The 18,363-nt window shown below is 51.9% G+C and carries 18 protein-coding genes; 5 read left to right on the forward strand and 13 right to left on the reverse strand.

Going from position 1 to position 18,363, the window contains the following annotated elements:
* Nucleotides 1–120 precede the first annotated feature (120 nt).
* Entirely contained in the window at nt 121–2,418 is a 2,298-nt protein-coding gene (locus QMG93_RS21125) for a glycoside hydrolase family 95 protein (protein WP_281939902.1), read from the reverse strand.
* A gap of 140 nt (nt 2,419–2,558) precedes the next feature.
* On the reverse strand, nt 2,559–3,443 hold the full coding sequence (locus tag QMG93_RS21130; protein ID WP_281939904.1) for a LysR family transcriptional regulator: 885 nt from the start codon (nt 3,441–3,443) through the stop codon (nt 2,559–2,561).
* 123 nt (nt 3,444–3,566) lie between these two features.
* Between QMG93_RS21130 and QMG93_RS21135 the strand changes: the two genes are divergently transcribed.
* Complete coding sequence (locus QMG93_RS21135) at nt 3,567–4,472, forward strand: DMT family transporter (RefSeq protein WP_281939906.1); 906 nt, start codon at nt 3,567–3,569, stop codon at nt 4,470–4,472.
* Nucleotides 4,473–4,817: 345 nt separating this feature from the next.
* Here the strand turns inward: QMG93_RS21135 and QMG93_RS21140 are convergent, their stop codons facing one another.
* The 6 genes from QMG93_RS21140 to QMG93_RS21165 all read right to left on the reverse strand — a co-directional run bounded on the left by QMG93_RS21140 (nt 4,818) and on the right by QMG93_RS21165 (nt 10,643).
* Nucleotides 4,818–5,507, reverse strand: a complete 690-nt coding sequence (locus QMG93_RS21140; RefSeq protein WP_010492322.1) for a response regulator transcription factor — start codon at nt 5,505–5,507, stop codon at nt 4,818–4,820.
* A 3-nt stretch (nt 5,508–5,510) separates the two neighbouring features.
* A complete protein-coding gene (locus QMG93_RS21145) occupies nt 5,511–6,995 on the reverse strand; it encodes a sensor histidine kinase (protein ID WP_281939910.1) in 1,485 nt (494 codons plus the stop codon).
* Between the two features lie 12 nt (nt 6,996–7,007).
* Nucleotides 7,008–7,760: an ABC transporter permease gene (locus tag QMG93_RS21150; RefSeq protein ID WP_281939913.1), complete on the reverse strand. Its 753-nt coding sequence runs from the start codon at nt 7,758–7,760 to the stop codon at nt 7,008–7,010.
* A complete protein-coding gene (locus QMG93_RS21155) occupies nt 7,753–8,496 on the reverse strand; it encodes an ABC transporter ATP-binding protein (protein WP_281939915.1) in 744 nt (247 codons plus the stop codon). The genes QMG93_RS21150 and QMG93_RS21155 overlap by 8 nt, the downstream gene beginning before the upstream one ends.
* Before the next feature lie 84 nt (nt 8,497–8,580).
* Nucleotides 8,581–9,477, reverse strand: coding sequence for a hypothetical protein (locus QMG93_RS21160; RefSeq protein WP_281939917.1), 897 nt, complete (start codon nt 9,475–9,477; stop codon nt 8,581–8,583).
* A 233-nt stretch (nt 9,478–9,710) separates the two neighbouring features.
* Nucleotides 9,711–10,643, reverse strand: coding sequence for a S66 peptidase family protein (locus tag QMG93_RS21165; protein WP_281939919.1), 933 nt, complete (start codon nt 10,641–10,643; stop codon nt 9,711–9,713).
* A gap of 614 nt (nt 10,644–11,257) precedes the next feature.
* Between QMG93_RS21165 and QMG93_RS21170 the strand changes: the two genes are divergently transcribed.
* The 4 genes from QMG93_RS21170 to QMG93_RS21185 all read left to right on the forward strand — a co-directional run bounded on the left by QMG93_RS21170 (nt 11,258) and on the right by QMG93_RS21185 (nt 13,376).
* Nucleotides 11,258–11,617: a hypothetical protein gene (locus tag QMG93_RS21170; RefSeq protein WP_281939921.1), complete on the forward strand. Its 360-nt coding sequence runs from the start codon at nt 11,258–11,260 to the stop codon at nt 11,615–11,617.
* A gap of 80 nt (nt 11,618–11,697) precedes the next feature.
* Complete coding sequence (locus tag QMG93_RS21175) at nt 11,698–11,961, forward strand: hypothetical protein (RefSeq protein WP_281939923.1); 264 nt, start codon at nt 11,698–11,700, stop codon at nt 11,959–11,961.
* 26 nt (nt 11,962–11,987) lie between these two features.
* Nucleotides 11,988–12,776: a hypothetical protein gene (locus QMG93_RS21180; RefSeq protein ID WP_281939925.1), complete on the forward strand. Its 789-nt coding sequence runs from the start codon at nt 11,988–11,990 to the stop codon at nt 12,774–12,776.
* Nucleotides 12,777–12,812: 36 nt separating this feature from the next.
* The gene (locus tag QMG93_RS21185; RefSeq protein WP_281939927.1) at nt 12,813–13,376 is read left to right on the forward strand and encodes a TetR/AcrR family transcriptional regulator; all 564 of its coding nucleotides are present in this window, start codon (nt 12,813–12,815) and stop codon (nt 13,374–13,376) included.
* 338 nt (nt 13,377–13,714) lie between these two features.
* Here the strand turns inward: QMG93_RS21185 and nikE are convergent, their stop codons facing one another.
* The 5 genes from nikE to nikB are packed head-to-tail and all read right to left on the reverse strand — an operon-like array spanning nt 13,715 to nt 18,345.
* Complete coding sequence (nikE, locus tag QMG93_RS21190; RefSeq protein ID WP_281939928.1) at nt 13,715–14,524, reverse strand: nickel import ATP-binding protein NikE; 810 nt, start codon at nt 14,522–14,524, stop codon at nt 13,715–13,717.
* A complete protein-coding gene (cntE, locus tag QMG93_RS21195; protein ID WP_281939930.1) occupies nt 14,521–15,726 on the reverse strand; it encodes a staphylopine family metallophore export MFS transporter CntE in 1,206 nt (401 codons plus the stop codon). The genes nikE and cntE overlap by 4 nt, the downstream gene beginning before the upstream one ends.
* Complete coding sequence (nikD, locus tag QMG93_RS21200) at nt 15,723–16,556, reverse strand: nickel import ATP-binding protein NikD (RefSeq protein WP_281939932.1); 834 nt, start codon at nt 16,554–16,556, stop codon at nt 15,723–15,725. The genes cntE and nikD overlap by 4 nt, the downstream gene beginning before the upstream one ends.
* Before the next feature lie 5 nt (nt 16,557–16,561).
* Nucleotides 16,562–17,404, reverse strand: a complete 843-nt coding sequence (gene nikC / locus QMG93_RS21205) for a nickel ABC transporter permease subunit NikC (protein ID WP_281939934.1) — start codon at nt 17,402–17,404, stop codon at nt 16,562–16,564.
* Nucleotides 17,401–18,345, reverse strand: a complete 945-nt coding sequence (nikB, locus tag QMG93_RS21210; protein ID WP_281939937.1) for a nickel ABC transporter permease subunit NikB — start codon at nt 18,343–18,345, stop codon at nt 17,401–17,403. The genes nikC and nikB overlap by 4 nt, the downstream gene beginning before the upstream one ends.
* Nucleotides 18,346–18,363 lie beyond the last annotated feature (18 nt).

An 18,363-nucleotide genomic window follows, 5' to 3' on the forward strand; every position in this document is an offset into this window, starting at 1 on the left:
CGGCACCGGCGAAACGAAAAGGGCAAGGGACGTTCCGGCTGTTCCGGAATTCGTCCCTTGCCCTTTTAGTATAATAGCTTGCGGTTGACTACCTGTCCGTTGCTCGTCGGCAGGCTTCTTCTATCTCTTCAGCACGTATGTCCGCCCGCCTTCCGCCTCGAACGTGAGCACGCCGTCGCGGACCTCGAACGTCACCGCTTCGCCGTCCGCCACCACGGCCGACACCGCCGTCTGCGTCCGAACCCGGCAGGTGCCGCTGTTTCCGGCGCGAATCGCCGCTTCCGTCAGACGGTGGTCGTCCCAAGTCAGGCCGACCTCGTAGCCGCCGCGCGCCCGCAGCCCGTAGACGCGGCCCGACGGCCACGCCTTCGGCAACGCCGGCAGCAGCGCCAGCTCGCCTCCGTGAGACTGCAGCAGCATTTCCGCGATCCCGGCCGTGCCGCCGAAGTTGCCGTCAATCTGGAACGGGGGATGCGCGTCGAACAGGTTCGGGTACGTCGATTGGGCGAGCAGCGCCGCTACGTTGTCGTACGCCTTGTCTCCTTCCCCAAGCCGCGCCCAGAAGTTGATAATCCACGCCCGGCTCCAGCCGGTATGCCCTCCGCCGTGCGCGAGACGTCGCTCCAGCGTCCGCTTGGCCGCTTCCGCCAGCTCCGGCGTGCGGTGAAGGTGAATCATCTCGCCGGGATGCAGCGCGAACAGCTGCGAGATGTGACGATGGCCCGGATCGGCTTCCTCGTAATCCTCCAGCCACTCCATGATCTGACCATGCCGTCCGATCTCGGGCTTCGGCAGCTTCGCCATGGCTTCCGCAAGCTGTTGGCGGAACCCCTCGTCCAGACCGAGCACTGCGGCCGCTTCCCGGCACGCCTCGAACAAGGTGAAAGCGATCTGCGAATCCATCGCAGGCGCCGTGCATAGATTGCCCGTGACTCCGTTCGGCAGCACAAACTTGTTCTCGGGCGATATCGACGGTCCCGACAACAGCCGTCCTTGCCCGTCCTCCAGCAAATAGCCCAGCAGGAACTGCGCCGCTTCCTTCATGACCGGATACGCCCGGTCCGCCAAGAAGGACCGGTCAAGCCCGAAGCGGTAGTGCTCCCACAGATGAAGCGACAGCCAAGCTGCGCCCATCGGCCAGATCGAGGCGCTGACCGGAATGCCCTCCACATGTGTATCGCCCCACAGATTCGTGTTGTGGTGCGCCATAAAACCGCCGCAGCCATATACCCCCCGCGCCGTGACCCGGCCGCTTTCGCGCATTCTCTCAATCAAATCGAACAACGGCTCGTGGCATTCCTGTAGATGGCATACTTCCGCAGGCCAATAGTTCATCTGTGTGTTGATATTAATCGTATACTTCGATTCCCAAGGCGGCGTATAGTTATCGTTCCATATGCCCTGCAGCGTAGCTGCGAGCGAGCCAGGACGCGAACACGACAGCAGCAAATATCGCCCGAATTGGAAAAACGTTTCCACCAGCCCCGGATCGTCCTGCCCCTCCTTCACGCGCTGTAGCCTTTCATCCGTCGGCAGAAACGCCGCCTGATCCGGCTCCGGCTTCGCCAGCTCCAATCCGACCCGCCGGAAATAGCGGGCGTAATCTTCCGTATGCGCACGCTTCAACTCTTCGTACGGCAGCGATGCCGCCCTTACTATCTGTTCCAGGCAGACACCCTTCGGATCTTCATGCCGGAACGTCGTGCCCGCCGCAAGCAGCAGGGTCACCGCATCCGCGCCCTCTACCGAAATAAAGTCACCGATCGGCTTCACGCTGCCGCCCTCGGCAATCGCTTTCAAGACCGCGCAGAACTGGACGCCTTCCGAACCGCACTCGCCGTACATGATCATCGTGTCTTCGCCGTATTTTTGGCTGCCCATATCGAACGGCCGGCGCATCATATGCGTACTGAACGTGAGGCTTCCCGGCTGGTCCGCCGTCAGTCGGACGGCCAGCACCTGATGGACCGTGCTGCTGAAATATTCCCGGGTATAGCAGACGCCGTTCATTTCATAACGGACCTGTACGAGAGCCTGCTCCAGATCGAGCTCCCGCTCGTAGGCTTGCGGCGGCTTATCGTGCCCGAGCATATACAGGAGCAGATCGCCGAGCGGCTGGTACGGATGCAAATATTTAGGCGCCGACATCAACGCCATCCGGGCCAAATGCTCCGCTTCCTGCTGCTTGCCTTCCATCAGCAGCCGCCGGATTTCCGGCACGTTCGCCCGCGCGTCGGGATTGTTCGCTTTTTTCGGTCCGCCGTACCAGACGGAATCTTCGTTTAATTGAATTTTATCCTGCCCCACCGTGCCGAATACCATGCCGCCGAGCCGGCCGCCTCCGATAGGAAGCGCCTCCTCCCACATGCGGGCCGGAGCCGAATACCACAGCGCCAATCGGCTGGAACGTTCCTTCATCCGTCATCCCTCCCCTATATTCTATTTATTGTAGCCGATCGCTCGGCGCGGGGATATGTACTTTCTTACGCTTCATTTGGACAAAAATAAGGTCCGGATCAAGGGAACGCCCGCAATCCGGACTTTCGCACGGCATGATGTCAAAGCGACACTTGCTGCTCGCTCAGCCACGCCGTGATATGCTTTTTGAACTTTCGCGCAGCCGGAGAAAGGTGCTTGAAGGATACGGCCGCGAGCACGATCGTGCGGTACGGGTCGCCTTCGAGACCGATCATGTGAATGCCGTCCAACGCCTCGTACAGCACCATAGCAGGCAAAATGCTGATCCCGAGTCCGTTTTTCACCATCGCCATGATCGCCTGATCTTCCAGCACTTCGTATTTGATGTTCAGCGACAGCCGGTTGATTTTGATGATGCGCAGCAGATCGCTTTCCTTGCCCCACTTCGGCATAATGAACGGCTCCGCTTGCAACTGAGCAAGCGACATGACGGTCATCTCCCGATAAGGGGACTCGTCCGGCACGATACAGAGCAAGTTGTCCTTGGTCAGCGGAATGATGTCGAAAGGCCGGGCCGCCGTTAACGAAACGAAGCCGAAATCGACCGCGCCGCTCGTAATCCAATCGTTAATTTCGTCGTAGTCGCCCTCCAGCAGCTTAATCTCAATGGCCGGGTGCTCCGCCTGGAACCGCTTCATGATGCCGGGCAGCCATTGGGTGGAAATACTTGTGAAGGTGCCGATCCGCACCGTACCGGTCTCCAACCCCTGAATCGAAGCGACCTCCTGCTTGAGCAGCTCGCTTCGCTGGATAATGTCCCGGACATGCTTCAACACGCGCGTTCCGTTCGGCGTCAGACCGATCCCGGCGCGTCCCCGGGTCAGCAGGGCAAAGCCCCACTCGGACTCCAGACTGGCGATGGCATGGCTGACCGCCGATTGGGTCAGTCCGAGCTTCTCGGCCGTCCGGGTCAGGCTCCCTAACTCAACGACCGTGCTGAATACTTCGTATTTGGCCAATGACATGGATCATCTTCCTTTTCATGAAAATAATTCACATAATATATGATAAACATTCATTTTTCTTATTCATAGTGTACCGTTATACTAATCGATGTGTAAATACATATCGTGTTGGGAGCCGGACAGATGAGAACGGAAGTTAAAGCGGATTTGATGATGCTGGGAGCGACGATGCTATGGGCGTCCTCGTATTTGTTCACCAAAGTCGGATTGCAATCGTTAGAGACATTTAATCTTATTGCTTTGCGGCTGCTGATTGCATTTCTGCTGTCGGCGCTTGTTTTTCATAAGCGGGTGCGGAGCGCCAACTGGTCGACGTTGAGTTCGGCTTTTGTGCTGGGCTCGCTCTTGTTTCTCTGCTTCGTGTTCATCACTTTCGGAGTCCGGTCGACCTCCGCTTCGAACGCAGGCTTTCTTGTCGGTCTCTCGGTGATTTTCGTTCCGATCTTGTCGATCCTTTTCCTGAAAAAAAGACCGGAGGCGCGCCTTCTTCTGTGCATCGGACTGGCCATCGTCGGGATCGGCCTGTTAACGCTGACCTCGTCGCTGACGATCAATCAAGGGGATATTTACTGCTTGCTCGGCTCGCTGCTCTTCGCCGTGCATATGCTTGTTACAGGCTCGGCCGTCAAACAGGGAGATGCGATCGCCCTCGGCGTACTGCAGCTCGGGTTTGCCGGACTGTGGGCGCTGTCCTTCTCCTTCCTGATGGAGACGCCGAAGCTGCCGGATACGTTCGATGCGTGGACATCGATCCTAGGCCTAAGCGTCTTATGCAGCGCCGTCGCTTTTGTGCTGCAGGCCACCGTGCAAAAATACGCCTCGCCTACGCGGACGGCGCTAATTTTCGGAATAGAACCATTGTTCGCTGCGATTTTCGCTTTTGTTTTTGCAGGGGAAACGTTGACGTCCAGAGGGTACGTCGGTGCGGCGCTGCTGCTGCTCAGCGTATTTCTCGCGCAAACCGATGTGAAGAAGCTGCTCGACGGGAAACGGCTCGCCGTCAAGAAGCACCGGCCGGTAAGCAAGTAGCTTTGAAAAATATAGAGGAACGCAGATGTCTTATCGACATCGAAACCCCATTGATTTGAAAAATAAGACATCTGCGGTGCGTTAACATGAATGTACGAGGACAAAATTGTATTTTTCGACACACATAGAGGAACATACGTTCCTCTATCATTCGCGATCTCAGGCAAAAAGGTACGATAGCGCATCCGGGTTCCTCTAATTTTCGCAACGCTCGCTTTCTGGCCACGGCGTCACGGCCCCGCATGGTGGCGATCAGTCCCATTAATCACGCCCCGCGCACTCTCTCAAACTACAAGATCCCGCCTGCTCCTTCTGAGAGCATGTGCGGGATCTTTTCATTTCGCCTCAAATCTTAAACCGGTACCCTGCGCCCCAGATCGTATCGATATACTGGGGATTGGACGGGTCCTGCTCGATTTTGTCCCGCAGCTTGTGGATATGCACGGTGACGGTCGCGATATCGCCGACCGAATCGTATCCCCAAATGTGCTCGAACAGCTGGTCCTTGCTGAACACGCGGTTCGGATTGGAAGCGAGAAACGTCAGCAGATCGAACTCCCGGGTCGTAAACGTCACTTCCTGATTGTTCACGAACACGCGGCGGGACGACTTGTCGATGAGGAGGCCGCGGATGCGGATTTCCTCCGTCTGCGGAGCCCGGCTGCCGAGCAGCCGCTCGTAGCGCGACAAATGCGCCTTCACGCGGGCGACCAGTTCACCCGGACTGAACGGCTTGATGATGTAATCGTCGGCGCCAAGGCCCAGGCCGCGGATTTTGTCGATCTCTTCCTTTTTCGCGGACACCATCAGAATCGGGATATCGTGCTTGTCGCGGATTTTACGGCAAATTTCGAAGCCGTCCACTTTGGGCAGCATCAGATCGAGAATGATCAGATCGTAATTCCCTGTGAGCGCCTTCTTCAGCCCCTCATCCCCGCTGTGCTCCATATCGACCTGATATCCGTTAATTTCGAGATAATCCCTCTCCAGTTCGGCAATGCTTGTTTCGTCTTCGATAATTAAAATATTTTTCATCGCTCAGACCTCGCCACCCGTAGTTTGATGGAGCGTAAAATAAACGCTCGTGCCTTCGCCAAGCGTACTTTTGGCCTGAATGACGCCGCCGTGTTCCTCGATAATATGCTTCGCAATGGCAAGTCCCAGCCCGCTGCCTCCGGTGCCGCTGTTCCGCGACGGGTCCGCCCGGTAAAACCGGTCAAAAATATGCGGCAGCGCCTCCGGCGGAATGCCTTGCCCGTTGTCCCTGACTTCCACGATGACCCGTTCGCCGTCGGACCGCATCCGAAGCGTAATGAGTCCCTCATCCTTATCCATATATTTGATGGCGTTGCCGATCAAATTGACCAGCACCCGCTTCAGCTTCTCCCGGTCGGCCGTAACCCATACCGGAGCTTGCGTCTCCGGAGCGTCGAACCGAAGCGTGACGCCTTTCTTTTCAATGTCGGCGTGCAGTTGCATGTCGAGGGTGCAGTCCTGCAAAAAAGCGTTCAAATTCACCGGTTCAAAATGAAACGGCAGCTTCTTCAAATCCAGCTTGGAGAACAAAAACAGCTCGTCGATCAGATGATCCATCTGAACGGCTTTGGCATAAATCGTCTTCAAATATTTATCAAGCTTATCCGGCGAGTTCGATACGCCGTCCATAATGCCTTCGACATAACCTTTTATGGCCGTCACCGGCGTTTTCAGATCATGCGAGATGTTGGAAATAAGCTCCTTGCGGTTCTCTTCGTACTTGAGCTGCACTTCGACGGATTGCTTCAGCCTCCGGCGCATCTGCTCGAAGGACACCGCCAGTTCGCCGATCTCGTCCTTCGCCTGCGGATTGACTTCAAAGTCAAGATTGCCTTCGCGAATTTCGCCTGCCGCCCGCTGCAATTGACGAAGCGGACGAATCACGCTGCGCGACACCCAATACGTCAATAAGCCGTTGGTCAACACGAGAATAACGAGCAGCGAAATAAAAAACGCCGAGGTGTAGGTGCGGGCAAACTTGCCGATAAAATTCATGTCTGTGGCGACAAAAATACTCCCCGGAATGCCGTCCTTAAACCGGAAATCGTACTGCCGGGATAAGAACCACGGACCCCGGTCCTTCATCGTCCGGCCGTTGCGATCCGAATCCGCCACCCCGTACGGCGGCAAATTGCGAAGCAGCCCCGGCTTGTTCAGCTTCTCCGAGACGTAGGCGACGCTCTCCTGCTTGCGGATGACCAGCCCCATATTAATCGGCTTCAGCCGCTCTTCGAACTGCGCCACGACTGCCGGGTCCAGCAGGGAGTCCGGATCTTCCGTCGTCTTAAGCTTTAATTCGGCACTGACGGCGGCTTCCTTCTCGATCACTTCCTCGATGGCATTGTGGCTCTTCATATCGACGTTGTACAGAGACTTGACGTCGCCAAAAAAAGCGGCGACAATGATCAAAAACGCGACGCCGGCAAGGATGACCGGCACGATAAGCATCAAGAAATAGGATAGTACCAACCTGACTTTGATGGACATCGCTTTGGTCTCCTAGTATTGTTTTCGCTCGAATAAGGTATAGCCTCCTGTAAAAAACAATATACAACAAGCGGCCAGAAACATAAAGACGTTCAGGATTTTGCCGGACGCCACGGAGGCTGCGAGCCACAGCATATGCCAGTCGGTGTAAGCCGCAGGGGTGTATACCGCCAGCGCGGGCACGAAGTAAGCGCCAAGCTTCGCCGAAGCGTACAGCAGAATGCAAACCGTCAGTGCGCCGCTGCCGTTTTTGAAAAATTGGGCGATAAAGGCTGCAGCCAGCCCGAGCGTAAACAGAGGCAGCAGCGCCATGACATAAGCGGCGGCCGTCCGGCCCAGTCCCTGTACAACCGCATACCCGCCGCCCAGAAACAGAAGGCTTGCCACCGATACGACAAGGGCAATCGCCAGATGCAGCGCCGTATACCCGAGCATGGCGGCCAGCTTGGACGCGAACGCTTGAAATCTTGTGATCGGCCGCGTAAGAAGCAGCTTCATCGTCTTGTCGCCCGCTTCTCCGGCGAACATGTCGGACGCCGTCATGAAGAGGAGCAGCGGCAAGTAGACGGCCGTATAAAAGCCAAGCAGGACGACCGGGAAATCCGCAGAGGTCAGCGCCGCTACACCGAAGCCGAATTGAAGCCGCGAGGCGGCAGCTGCCGCAGCAATCGGGATCAAGGCGGTCAGGACGAGAAAAACAATCGTTTTACGCCGGGCCAGCAGCTTCGCCAGCTCGTTTACCGTATTCGCATAAAAACTAGGCATGGACTTCCGCTCTCCTTTCTTCGCGCACTTGCTCCATGAAATAATTTTCCAGCGTCGTCGGGTTCGCGCCGCGGACAATATCCGCTACGAAATCTTCCCGAACCAGCCTTCCGTTATACAAAATACCGATCCGGCTGCATAACTGCTCCATCTCCGTAATCAAATGACTGGATAAGAAAAACGTAATGTGCTGCTCGCGGGCCAACCGGGCGATCAATTCGCGCATCTCCACCATGCCCTCGATATCGAGCCCGTTCGTCGGCTCATCTAATATAAGCAGCTCCGGCTCGGACAGGATCGCCGCAGCCACGCCCAAGCGCTGCTTCATGCCCAGCGAGTATTGGCTTACTCTCTCGTGCTTGAAGGCGGCAAGTCCGACCAGCTCCAGCACCTCGTCGATCCGTTTGCGGGACAGCTGCGGGTAAAAGCGGGCGGCGAGCTCCAAATTTTTGTAGCCGCTCATGTAATCGTAAGCGTCCGCCGTTTCGATAAGTACGCCCACTTTGCTCATCGCTTTCACGAAGTCGGTTGAGGCATCTTGCCCGAACAAGCGCACCTGCCCCCGGTCCGCCCGACACAGTCCGGCAATGATTTTCATCACGGTCGTCTTGCCGGCTCCGTTCGGCCCGAAAAATCCGTAAATATCTCCACGCTGCACTTGCAGCGAAATATTTTCCACGCCGCGCCGGTTGGCGTAAATTTTGGTCAATCCGTTCAGCTCCAGAACAGCTTCCATCGGCTCATCTCCTTAAGTTCAAGCATTTGCGCGGACGGTGAAGGACGGCTGTCGGCCGCCCCTCGTCCCGCCGCAGTACCGAGCTTATTCTCCGTGTTTTTTCACATCGAGCGTTTTCACTTGCTTGCCGTTCAGATCGACGTGATCTGCCGTCGTGCCGTTGAAGTTGGACAAGCCGAAATCGGCGGCAACGACGACTTCGTGAGAAACGCCTTGAGCATCCTTACCGCTGATCGTCAGCGTCATTTGCTGCTTCTCGATCCGGTTGTCGGCGTTGACTCGGGCAGCCAGATCGAACTTGTCGATCTTCACGTCCTGCGTCAGCTTCGGCATGCTGTCTTGCAGTCCCTGAAGCTTATCGCCGAAAGGCGCTTGAACGCCTTTATGATGCCCCTCTGCGTTTGCAGCCTGCTTCACCACAAGCGATCCGATCGCATTCGCCACCGCCGGAATTTGGCTTCCGCTCAGTTGCATCGAGATGTTCTTCGTCCCATCCGCTTGCGGCGACAAGGTGACATAATCCTTCAGATTGCCGACCAGCGCGTCGACGACATTTTCTACTTCGGCACTAATGCCGTCCGGAGCTTGCCTCCGGTGCTCGCCCGCTTTCCCCTTCCACTCATTTCCTTCTATGATGTTGTATACGTCGTTGTCGCTCGCTTTGACGATTTGCTTGCCGTCCTGGTGGTAGAGGCTAACTCCCTGGCTTGCCCCGCCACCGCTGAGGTTGATTTCCGCGCTCATTTCGTCCTTCGCCTTATCGGCTTTAACGGTCGACTGCACGTCGAGCAGCTTCGTTCCGTTATCCTTCACCGTCACATTCATTTGCTTCGTCACGTTTTGTACCGCGAACGTTTGCTTGACGGCTGACTTATAAGCGTCGTACCCCGGGGCGTCTCCAAGCCCCGCATAGGCGGAACCGATCAGAAGCAGGCTTCCGACGGCTACGCTGACTCCGGTTAATGCGATTCGTTTGTTCATGGTTTCTTCCTCCTTGAGATTGGGGTTTGAAAGCATCTCCGGCTTCCATAATTCCATCCTAACCGGAAGAGCTAAACATTCTAGAAACCGGGGATTAGCCGTTTCTAAACAAATCATTAAAACTTTATTAATCGGACGCCCCGATTCCCCCGGGAATACGAAAAACTCCGAATCGTTCTGATCCGGAGTGGTAGGATTGGATTAAGATTTAACAAGACACCACGGCAATTTTGTTAGGTCTGCCGAACACTAACCGCCGGTTCAAGCACCGTCAACGTATTGTTGAACGTATTCAGATTCACCATAGCCCCGATAGGAATAGCGGCTTTATAATGGCCATGTCCGGTTGCGAGATTCGTCAGTAGGGGCTTGCCGAGAGGAACGACGAATTCGCTGACTACATCTTCATAAGACTTGCCATAGGCGGCCGGACAATCCGTGCATTCGCCCATGACGATGCCAAGACAGTCCTGGAACTTCCCGGCCAGCTTCAAATGATTCAGATACCTGTATACGGTATTGGCCGGCTCGTGGGTTTCTTCCAGAAACAACACCTTTCCCCTTGTATCAATCTCGTAAGGCGTACCCAACGTATCGACCACAGAGGTCAGATTGCCGCCGACGATCGGTCCGATGACATTCCCCGGCACACGGCTGACAAGCGGAACATTCGGCGGATTTACAAGGGGGCGGTAAGAAGATAATGACGATACGGCAGTAAAAAACTGGTCGAAATTATACGTGGGGGTTTCCGCCTTGAAATCAATCAGCATGAGGCTGTGAAAGGTAATAAGCCCGCCGTACAAGTACAGTGCATTCAGAAGAAACGTCACGTCGCTGTAGCCGGTAATGATTTTCGGATTGGTTCGGATGATGCGAAAATCGAGGTAAGGCAGCATGCCAGCCACGCCTACACCGCCGCGGGTGGGAAGAATCATGTTGACCTGCGGATTGGCGAACATCGTCATCAAGTCGTACGCCCGCTCTTGATCGGTACCGGCAAGAAAGCCGTTGCGGGCATACGCATACCGTCCCAAGACGACCTGAAATCCCATCCCTCTCAACACCTGGACATGCGCATCGATCACGTCAGCCTCCAACGGACTGCCCATGGCAACGACTCCGATGGTATCGCCTCTTCGCAGTGCAGGCGGTCTAATGGCCATATGCCCACCTTCCTCTCCCAAAGCGTCGTGCGACTTCCGTCTTTTCAAGTATATGGGAGTACGTATCCGGGCATCCCTATTTTGCCCGACAGATAAAAATGATTTATCAGGGACTCGCAATGAGCGCTTTTTGCCGGTATAACAAGGAAAAAGTTTGCTTGCCACCTCTTAGGTAAGTCAATTCCATTGAGATTTTGAAAAAATAAAATTTCGACATCAATTTTTTACTTACTTCGACAAAACGAATATGCCAGCATAAAATTACTAACTGGTTAGTTTTTTAATCTTAATAAGGTGAGGTGCCCTAATGCTTAAAAAATTCAGGGCGTACGCTTGAAGAAGCTAAGCAGTTCATCAAAGAGGCGGATCGCCAGTCATGAAAGGCTATTTTAAACAAAGATGAAAAAAAACTGCTCCAGCAATTACAGGAAGCGGAGAAGCAAGCCGAAAGAGATTCACGGGACTTCGTAGCGGAACCGGCAGGTATAAGCGGAAATTCTTTTTCTGGGGCAGATACCAGACACGGAGGAATCTTGCTGGGATATGATGCTGGTAATGCAAAAGCTTGGTGCGCATATTCGATTAGCGGGTACTGTCATGCGGGGATATGGAATATGAACAATTACCAAGGGAATGTTTATGACGGAGCCGTTCGCACAGCGAACACTGATGAAGGCGTAAAATATGAAAATGCAGATTATTGGCAGCATTTTCAAGAAGTGCGCGAAATGAAGGTAATCTTCGCCAGTGCAGCTGATGAAAATTATGCGGTCGCGATGTCGAATACCTATTCAGGACCGTATAGCATTGCATCAACAAAATATTCTAACGACCAGTGGTACTGCTCCAAAGTTGTATGGCGAGCCTATTGGGATGCCAGCAGGTATGACATTGATGGGGACGGTGGGCTTTTGGTCGCGCCCGGAGATATACGCTGGAGTCCTAGAACTTCATCGGTTAAAGTCTGGTATTGACGTTGTGGTTCACGTCGGAGGAGCCGTCACTGGCTCCCCTTCTTTCTTTGGAGATCAATCAAATACAAGGGGGGAGATTTATGAGATATTTCATGATTGTTTCTTTGACTTTACTGATTTTGGCAGGTTGCAGCGATCCTCTCAAGGATACGGAACCGATCGGCGAAAATATGAAACTAGTCGTGCATCCGTTCATTCGATCGTTGTCTGTCGTAGATACGGAAAAGTTCGAAATCATTCGGACTATTCCGCTAGGCAGATTTGTTATAGATTATGCAACAGCTCCTAATGGGAAAATATATATCCCTCTTCATGACGCTAAAGGGGACAAGGGTCCTATGTAGCTGTACTGGATCCCAGGACAGGAAGTTTGAAAAAGATACCAAATCAATTTGGCTCCGAAGATTTTATAACCATTACCAAGGACGGGACGGCCTTTATACGTACGGGAATTTTCAAGAACGTCAAAGATAATCACACCCTGCTAATAGATACTAAAACCGATCAAGTTATTGGTTCTGTACTGATTCCCGGAGCATGGACGAGACTTGAACGTTTCAGCGATACCCAAGTAATCGTAGGAGTTGATAATCCCGTAAACGGGACAGAGGGAAATGTGTATATCGTGGACCGCAACAAAGCAGTCCCCATCTTTCCCGAATCACTGCACCCCAGAGCACCGTTCGAAATTCGCTATAATTCCGAAAGTGGCACTGCTTATTTTCTATATAATGGCGTAGTTGACAAGCAATTAAGGCAACGGTATATGACCAAAACAACGGACATAAAAATGCTGGAAGCCCATATCGACGTATGGAATTTAAAGACGCTTACACGTATCAATCAAATTTATCTTCCATTCCCGCGACCATCCTCTATGGTCCTCGATTCCAGAGGCTTGTTATACGTTGGAAATTGGGATGTATCGCCCAATGAACCGGTAAATCATTTCCTTGTTGTTAACCCCACTAGCGGACAAGTTAGACAGGTAGAAACGGTACGGAACCCCGAAAGCGTACATATCGACAAAGACAGGCTGTACGTTGGTAGCGGCACGGACGGGGAAATGGACATATTTCAGTTGCCCAATCTTGAACATGTGAAGCGTATAGGCTCTTTTAAAGATAAAGTTCGTTTGCCAATGATCACTATAAATTAGCGAACATATTCCTTAAAGAACAGGACGGCTAAAATTATGAGCGCAGAAAAAAATAAACAACAATTAAAAAAAGAGTTGTCTTATCAAAATATTGTCGAAACAGCAACCAAATTATTCGCTCAAAACGGATATGACAAAACCTCTGTAGATGACATCATGAAAGAATCTGGTTATTCCAAAGCAACTTTTTATTTGCATTTTGAAAGTAAAGATGAGTTTTTTTTACACCTTATGGATTACAGGCTGAAACAATTTGAAGAGGAATTTTTTAAATTATTTAAACCAGAGAACAATTTAAAACAGACCATCCTAAATGGTTTACGCCTATTTTTTGAATTAACCGAAAGAGATCTGTGGGCCCCTATTTTCTTTGAATTTTGGTCCCATGCCATGCGTAACGATATGATAAAAGAACGGATGCAAGATCATTATTCCAAATGGATAAGACTTGCGTCTAGTGTTTTCGAGCAAGCTAGATCAACAGAAAACCTTCCGAATACTATCAATACAGAGGCGGTTGCCTCACTAATCATTGCATTATGTGACGGGTTTAATTTGCAAAATCAGATCAATGCAAACTTGAAAATTGATGTCGGATGACAAGAATATATTCCGATAAATGACAAGAATATATTCCGATTGCGCTTCTGCTTCTTTTGGGAATAGTCGTTCGTTCCTCCGAACACATCAACAGCAGCCCTAGTCAATTAGGCTGCTGTTGATGTGGACATGAATAAGTCTTAAGACGTCTCAGTTTGATTTCTTTATCGTTTTTTTCCACCAATGAAATTCTATGTTCCCTGCTCAAACGCTTATTTATACATTGCGATCGGCGCACAAAAATAGCAAAAAGAGTTATCCTGACGTCCTTGGTGATTCTTAGTAGTAGCTATCTGAATTGGGACGGATGGCAACCTCGTGTCGAATCAATCATCCGTTCAAGCTTTATTGAGAGTACGATAACGAGGGTGCTCGGAAAGAATGGATTGAACCAAATTTTTCACACTAGGGTGCGGCGACTGTAAAAATTGCGCTTTATCCTCGCATTGTTCAACCACTTCCCCTTTTTCCATAACAGCTAAAACATCTGAAATGGAGTAGGCAGCTTTAATATCATGCGTGATAAAAAGGTAAGAAAGTCCAATCATCGACTTTAAATCACTTAACAGAGCCAAAATGTTTGACTGCGTCACCATATCCAAACTGCTTACCGCCTCGTCCAACACAATCAGCTTCGGGTTTAAAGCAATCGCTCTCGCAATATTGATTCTTTGCAGCTGTCCTCCGCTAAATTGATGAGGATACTTCCTCATATCTTCCGGTTTCAGCCCGACTTTTTCAAGCAGATCTCCGATGACTCTTTTTCGCTCCGTCAATGATAAGGCCTCGTAATTGTCCAGAGGCTCCCCGATAATTTGCTCCGCAGACATTCGCGGGTTTACGGAAGAATAACAGTCTTGAAACACCACTTGAAGATCGCGGCGAAGCCGCTTGCGGGTAGAGGCATCGGTGTTATAGAGATCGATCCCTTGAAAAAGTACTTGCCCCTTCTGCGGCTTTTCCAATCCCAGTATCACTTTGCCAAGCGTGCTTTTCCCTGCTCCGCTCGTTCCTAGAAGCCCCAGACACTTTCCCTGATCGATCGAGAGGGAAACGCCGGAAAGCACCGCCGCCTGCTGCTTTGTCCGCCGAAACAGATTGGATGCGGCATATGTATGAGAAATGTCTTTCACCCGCAACAAACTCATTTCCTCACTCCCTCTTTCTTAGACTGCAATAGGATAAGCAGGAGGGCAGCCGCTCCGATGGCAATGCAGCCGGTAAACATGGCTTCGTAAGAATACGCATTCGCAATCAGACTTAATCCCCATGTGCCTACCGATGTTCCGAAGTCGGCGGCAGCAATGAATAAACCTATCCCTCGGCCTCTAAACCTTTCCGGCACGATAAACGAAACGTACGTCAGCAGCGTCGGGTACAGCATCGACAAGGCGATCCCGTTACATACGGCGGCAATCAGCACTACTGGCAGCGATTCGGCTATTCTGACCAGACTTACAGCAGTCGTGATCAGGAAAATTAGGGCAGCGACCATGAGAATCGGAAAACGACCGCTTGTCGGAATCATTTTTCGGCCGAAGAAGCGCAATGTGATAAGAACTGCAGTCTCGGTCAAGAAATACAATCCGGCAAAAGGCAATCCGCGTTTCTCCAGATAGAGCGGCAGAAAGGCGGCAACCGTTCCGATCATGGCCGAAGCCAAAAGCATTAGTAAGGCAGGAAACTGCAGCTTCCAGTCTTTCCAGCCTCTATAGGGCTCATTGTCAGGTTGATTCGTCGTTTGCGAGTGGTCCTGCTTTTGAAGCTCCGGCAATCTGAGGTTCAGGCCGATGAGCAGAGTCGCCACGCTTATCGGAATCAAAGCCATAAAGATATACGACATCGGTACTTTATCCGCAAAATACAGCGCGAGAAAAGGACCGTAGGTATAAGGCAGCATGGATGAAAGAGAGAAAAGCGATAGCCCTTGCCCGCGCGCATTCTCAGGTAAAACTTGAATGATCATGAGATGAGCTACCATAGAAAAGAAGGAAAGAATGACCCCCTGCACCATTCGGAGCAGAGCGAAAACCCACAGTTCATGAATGAGATACAAGGATATGACGATCACATTCATAATCAGTGCTGCGGCAAATATTCGTTTTGTGCCGAACTTGTCGACAATTTTGCCGGCAACGGGCCGTAAGAACATGGAGGTAAACATATACGCGCCCATAATGAGACCGATCTGCGCCGGGCTTGCGCCAAGTGCGTTGGAATTCAGCGGCAGCAGAATCAGAAGGATATGGCTGGTCGTATAAAATAATATCGATAATAGATAGATCCGGATCGCTTTCGACCCGAACGGACGGTCCTTGGGAACCGTAACACTCGGCTGCATGGCAGTCATGACAGTATGAACTCCTTGGTCTGCTGGTTGATCGGCAACGAGAGTCTGGCATCAAGCAGTAATTTCGTATACGCATGCTGCGGATTGTCAAACAACGCGAAGACATCGGCTTTTTCTATGATCCGTCCATGCTGCATAACGGCTACTTCATCAGCCATTTCCGATATGACCCCCAAATCATGGGAAATCAAAAGAATCGCCGTGCCGAATTCCGAGCGAATGCGATCCAGCTGGCGCAGCACCTGCATTTGATTGGCTACATCAAGCGCAGTAGTCGGCTCGTCGGCTATGAGCACAGATGGACGTAAGCACATCGATACGGCAATCATGACACGCTGCAGCATGCCTCCGCTCAATTGAAACGGATACCGCCTCATCAGATCAGCAGGATCGGACAAATTCACATCTTGCAAAGAGGAGACTGCCAGATCAAACGCTTGTTTTTTGCTGAAATCGGTATGGGTACGGATCGTTTCGACAAATTGATCGCCTATCGTAAACACGGGAGAGAAGGCATTCATCGGATTCTGCATAATGATGGCGATCTCTTTTCCTCGAATACGCCGCATCTCTTCGGCCTTAAGCCCGTTCAGCTCTCGGCCGTTCAATTGAATACTGCCTTCCACATGGGTTGTTTTCCGGTCCAGCAGCTGCAAAATGGACTGGCAGGTAACCGACTTGCCGCATCCGCTTTCACCGACAAGTCCAAGCACACGACCAGGCTTCAGCCCAAAATCTACTTTATGGACTAGGGGAAGCGTCCCTTGCGCCGTTTTTACTTTTACGTGCAGGTCGCTTACCTGCAGAATATTGCTCCGTTCTTCACTCATTGAGCTCATTCCTTTTCAAAACGTCGTTTAACGCCAAACCGATCCGACAGAGCTTCGCCCAACAAATTGAACGAAACGACGACGAGAAGAATCATGATTCCCGGGTACAGCATTAATTCCGGATTGCTGCGAATGAAAGATTTTCCTTCGTGAATCATTGCCCCCCATTCCGGCGCAGGCGGCTGAATGCCAAGTCCCAGGAATGAGAGAGCGGAGATGTCCATAATCGCCCAGCCCATCTCAAGTGTTCCCATAACGACAATTGGTGGAAGTACATTCGGAATAATGTGCTGCCTAATGATTTTCCATTGCGAGGATCCGCTTATTTTGGCTGCGGTGACGAAATTCCGTTCCTTCAAGCTGAGGACCATGCCTCGGAACATCCTGGCGTAATATACCCACTGCACAAGCATCATCGCCAAAACAACCTGCGGCAGTCCAGGCCCGAAAATTCCGACAAGACCAAGTATGAGCACGAGATTCGGAAACGACATCACCCCTTCGCAGAACCGCATCAGCACAAAATCGACGATACCGCCTTTGTAGCCGGCAATCGCTCCGATGAACAACCCGATTCCGAGCGAGGAGATGAAAATCAATGACGCAAAGCCTAACGAAACGCGGGCGCCGTATAAAAGACGAGACAGTATGCATCGTCCCAAATGGTCGGTGCCCAAAGGATAGTCGAGCGAAGGCGGCTTCAGCTTGAGCGCCAAATTCACCTGAATCGGATCATGCGGAGCAATCCATGGAGCCAAGATCGTCAGGATAAAGAGAACAAGCAAGAGACCTAAGCATACAAGAGCGGTCTTCTGACTCCTAAGGCCAGTTCGTATACTTGCGATCACAGGCCGGTTCCTCCCTTCCGTGGGATTCGCGGATCCATTGCCATCTGCAGAAGATCAACGATTAGGTTGCAAACGATAAACAGACAGGCTACGAGCAGCACATAGCATTGAATGACCGGAATATCTCTGTTTAATATCGAGTCCACAAAATAACGGCCAAATCCGGGCCAAGAAAAGACGACCTCTACAATAATCGTCCCGGAAAGCAATTTGCCCAAGTTCATACCCAGACCGGTAATCATCGGCGAAATCGCGATTTTGAGCACATGCTTGCCCATAATGATCTTCTCTTTAATGCCCCTGGTTCTGGCATATAACACATACGGCTCCTGCAGCTGCTCCAGTACGCTGGTACGAAGCAGGCGGGAATAGATAGCAATCAGCCCCAAAGCCAGCGTTAACGAAGGCAGAACCAGATGCGCCCATGTTCCTCTTCCTTGCACGGGAAACAAATCCAGCTTGACGGACAAGAAATAAATCAATAAATACCCGAGCCAAAACTGCGGGATGGAAGCGCCGAAAAAAGCAAGCAACCGGCTGAAATGATCGATTACGCCGTTTTTGTAAACTGCCGAAAAAAAGCCAATGGGCACGCTGATCAGCACGGCCAGACAAATGCTGCTGAAGGCAAGCTGGAGCGTTGCGGGCATCCGGTGCACGACCTCCTGCCAAACCGGCTCCTTCGTAACATAAGATGTGCCGAAATCAAGTCGGCACATCTTCATAAGGGACTCCACATATTGGACAAGCAGCGGCTGATCCAGGCCAAAATCATGTCTGACCTGGGCCAGCAGCTCTTCGGTCGGGTGAATATGGGCTACAGTCAGATAGACTTCAGCCGGATCGACGGGTGAAAGATGAATCAGCACGAAAGAAAGAAGGGTGGCGAAGAGAAAAATGGGAATGATGGCAAGGAGCCGTTTCCCGATATAGCTGCGCAATTCATAACCTCCCTGCCG

Source organism: Paenibacillus tyrphae (assembly GCF_027925525.1).
Taxonomy (GTDB): Bacteria; Bacillota; Bacilli; order Paenibacillales; family NBRC-103111; genus Paenibacillus_G; species Paenibacillus_G tyrfis_B.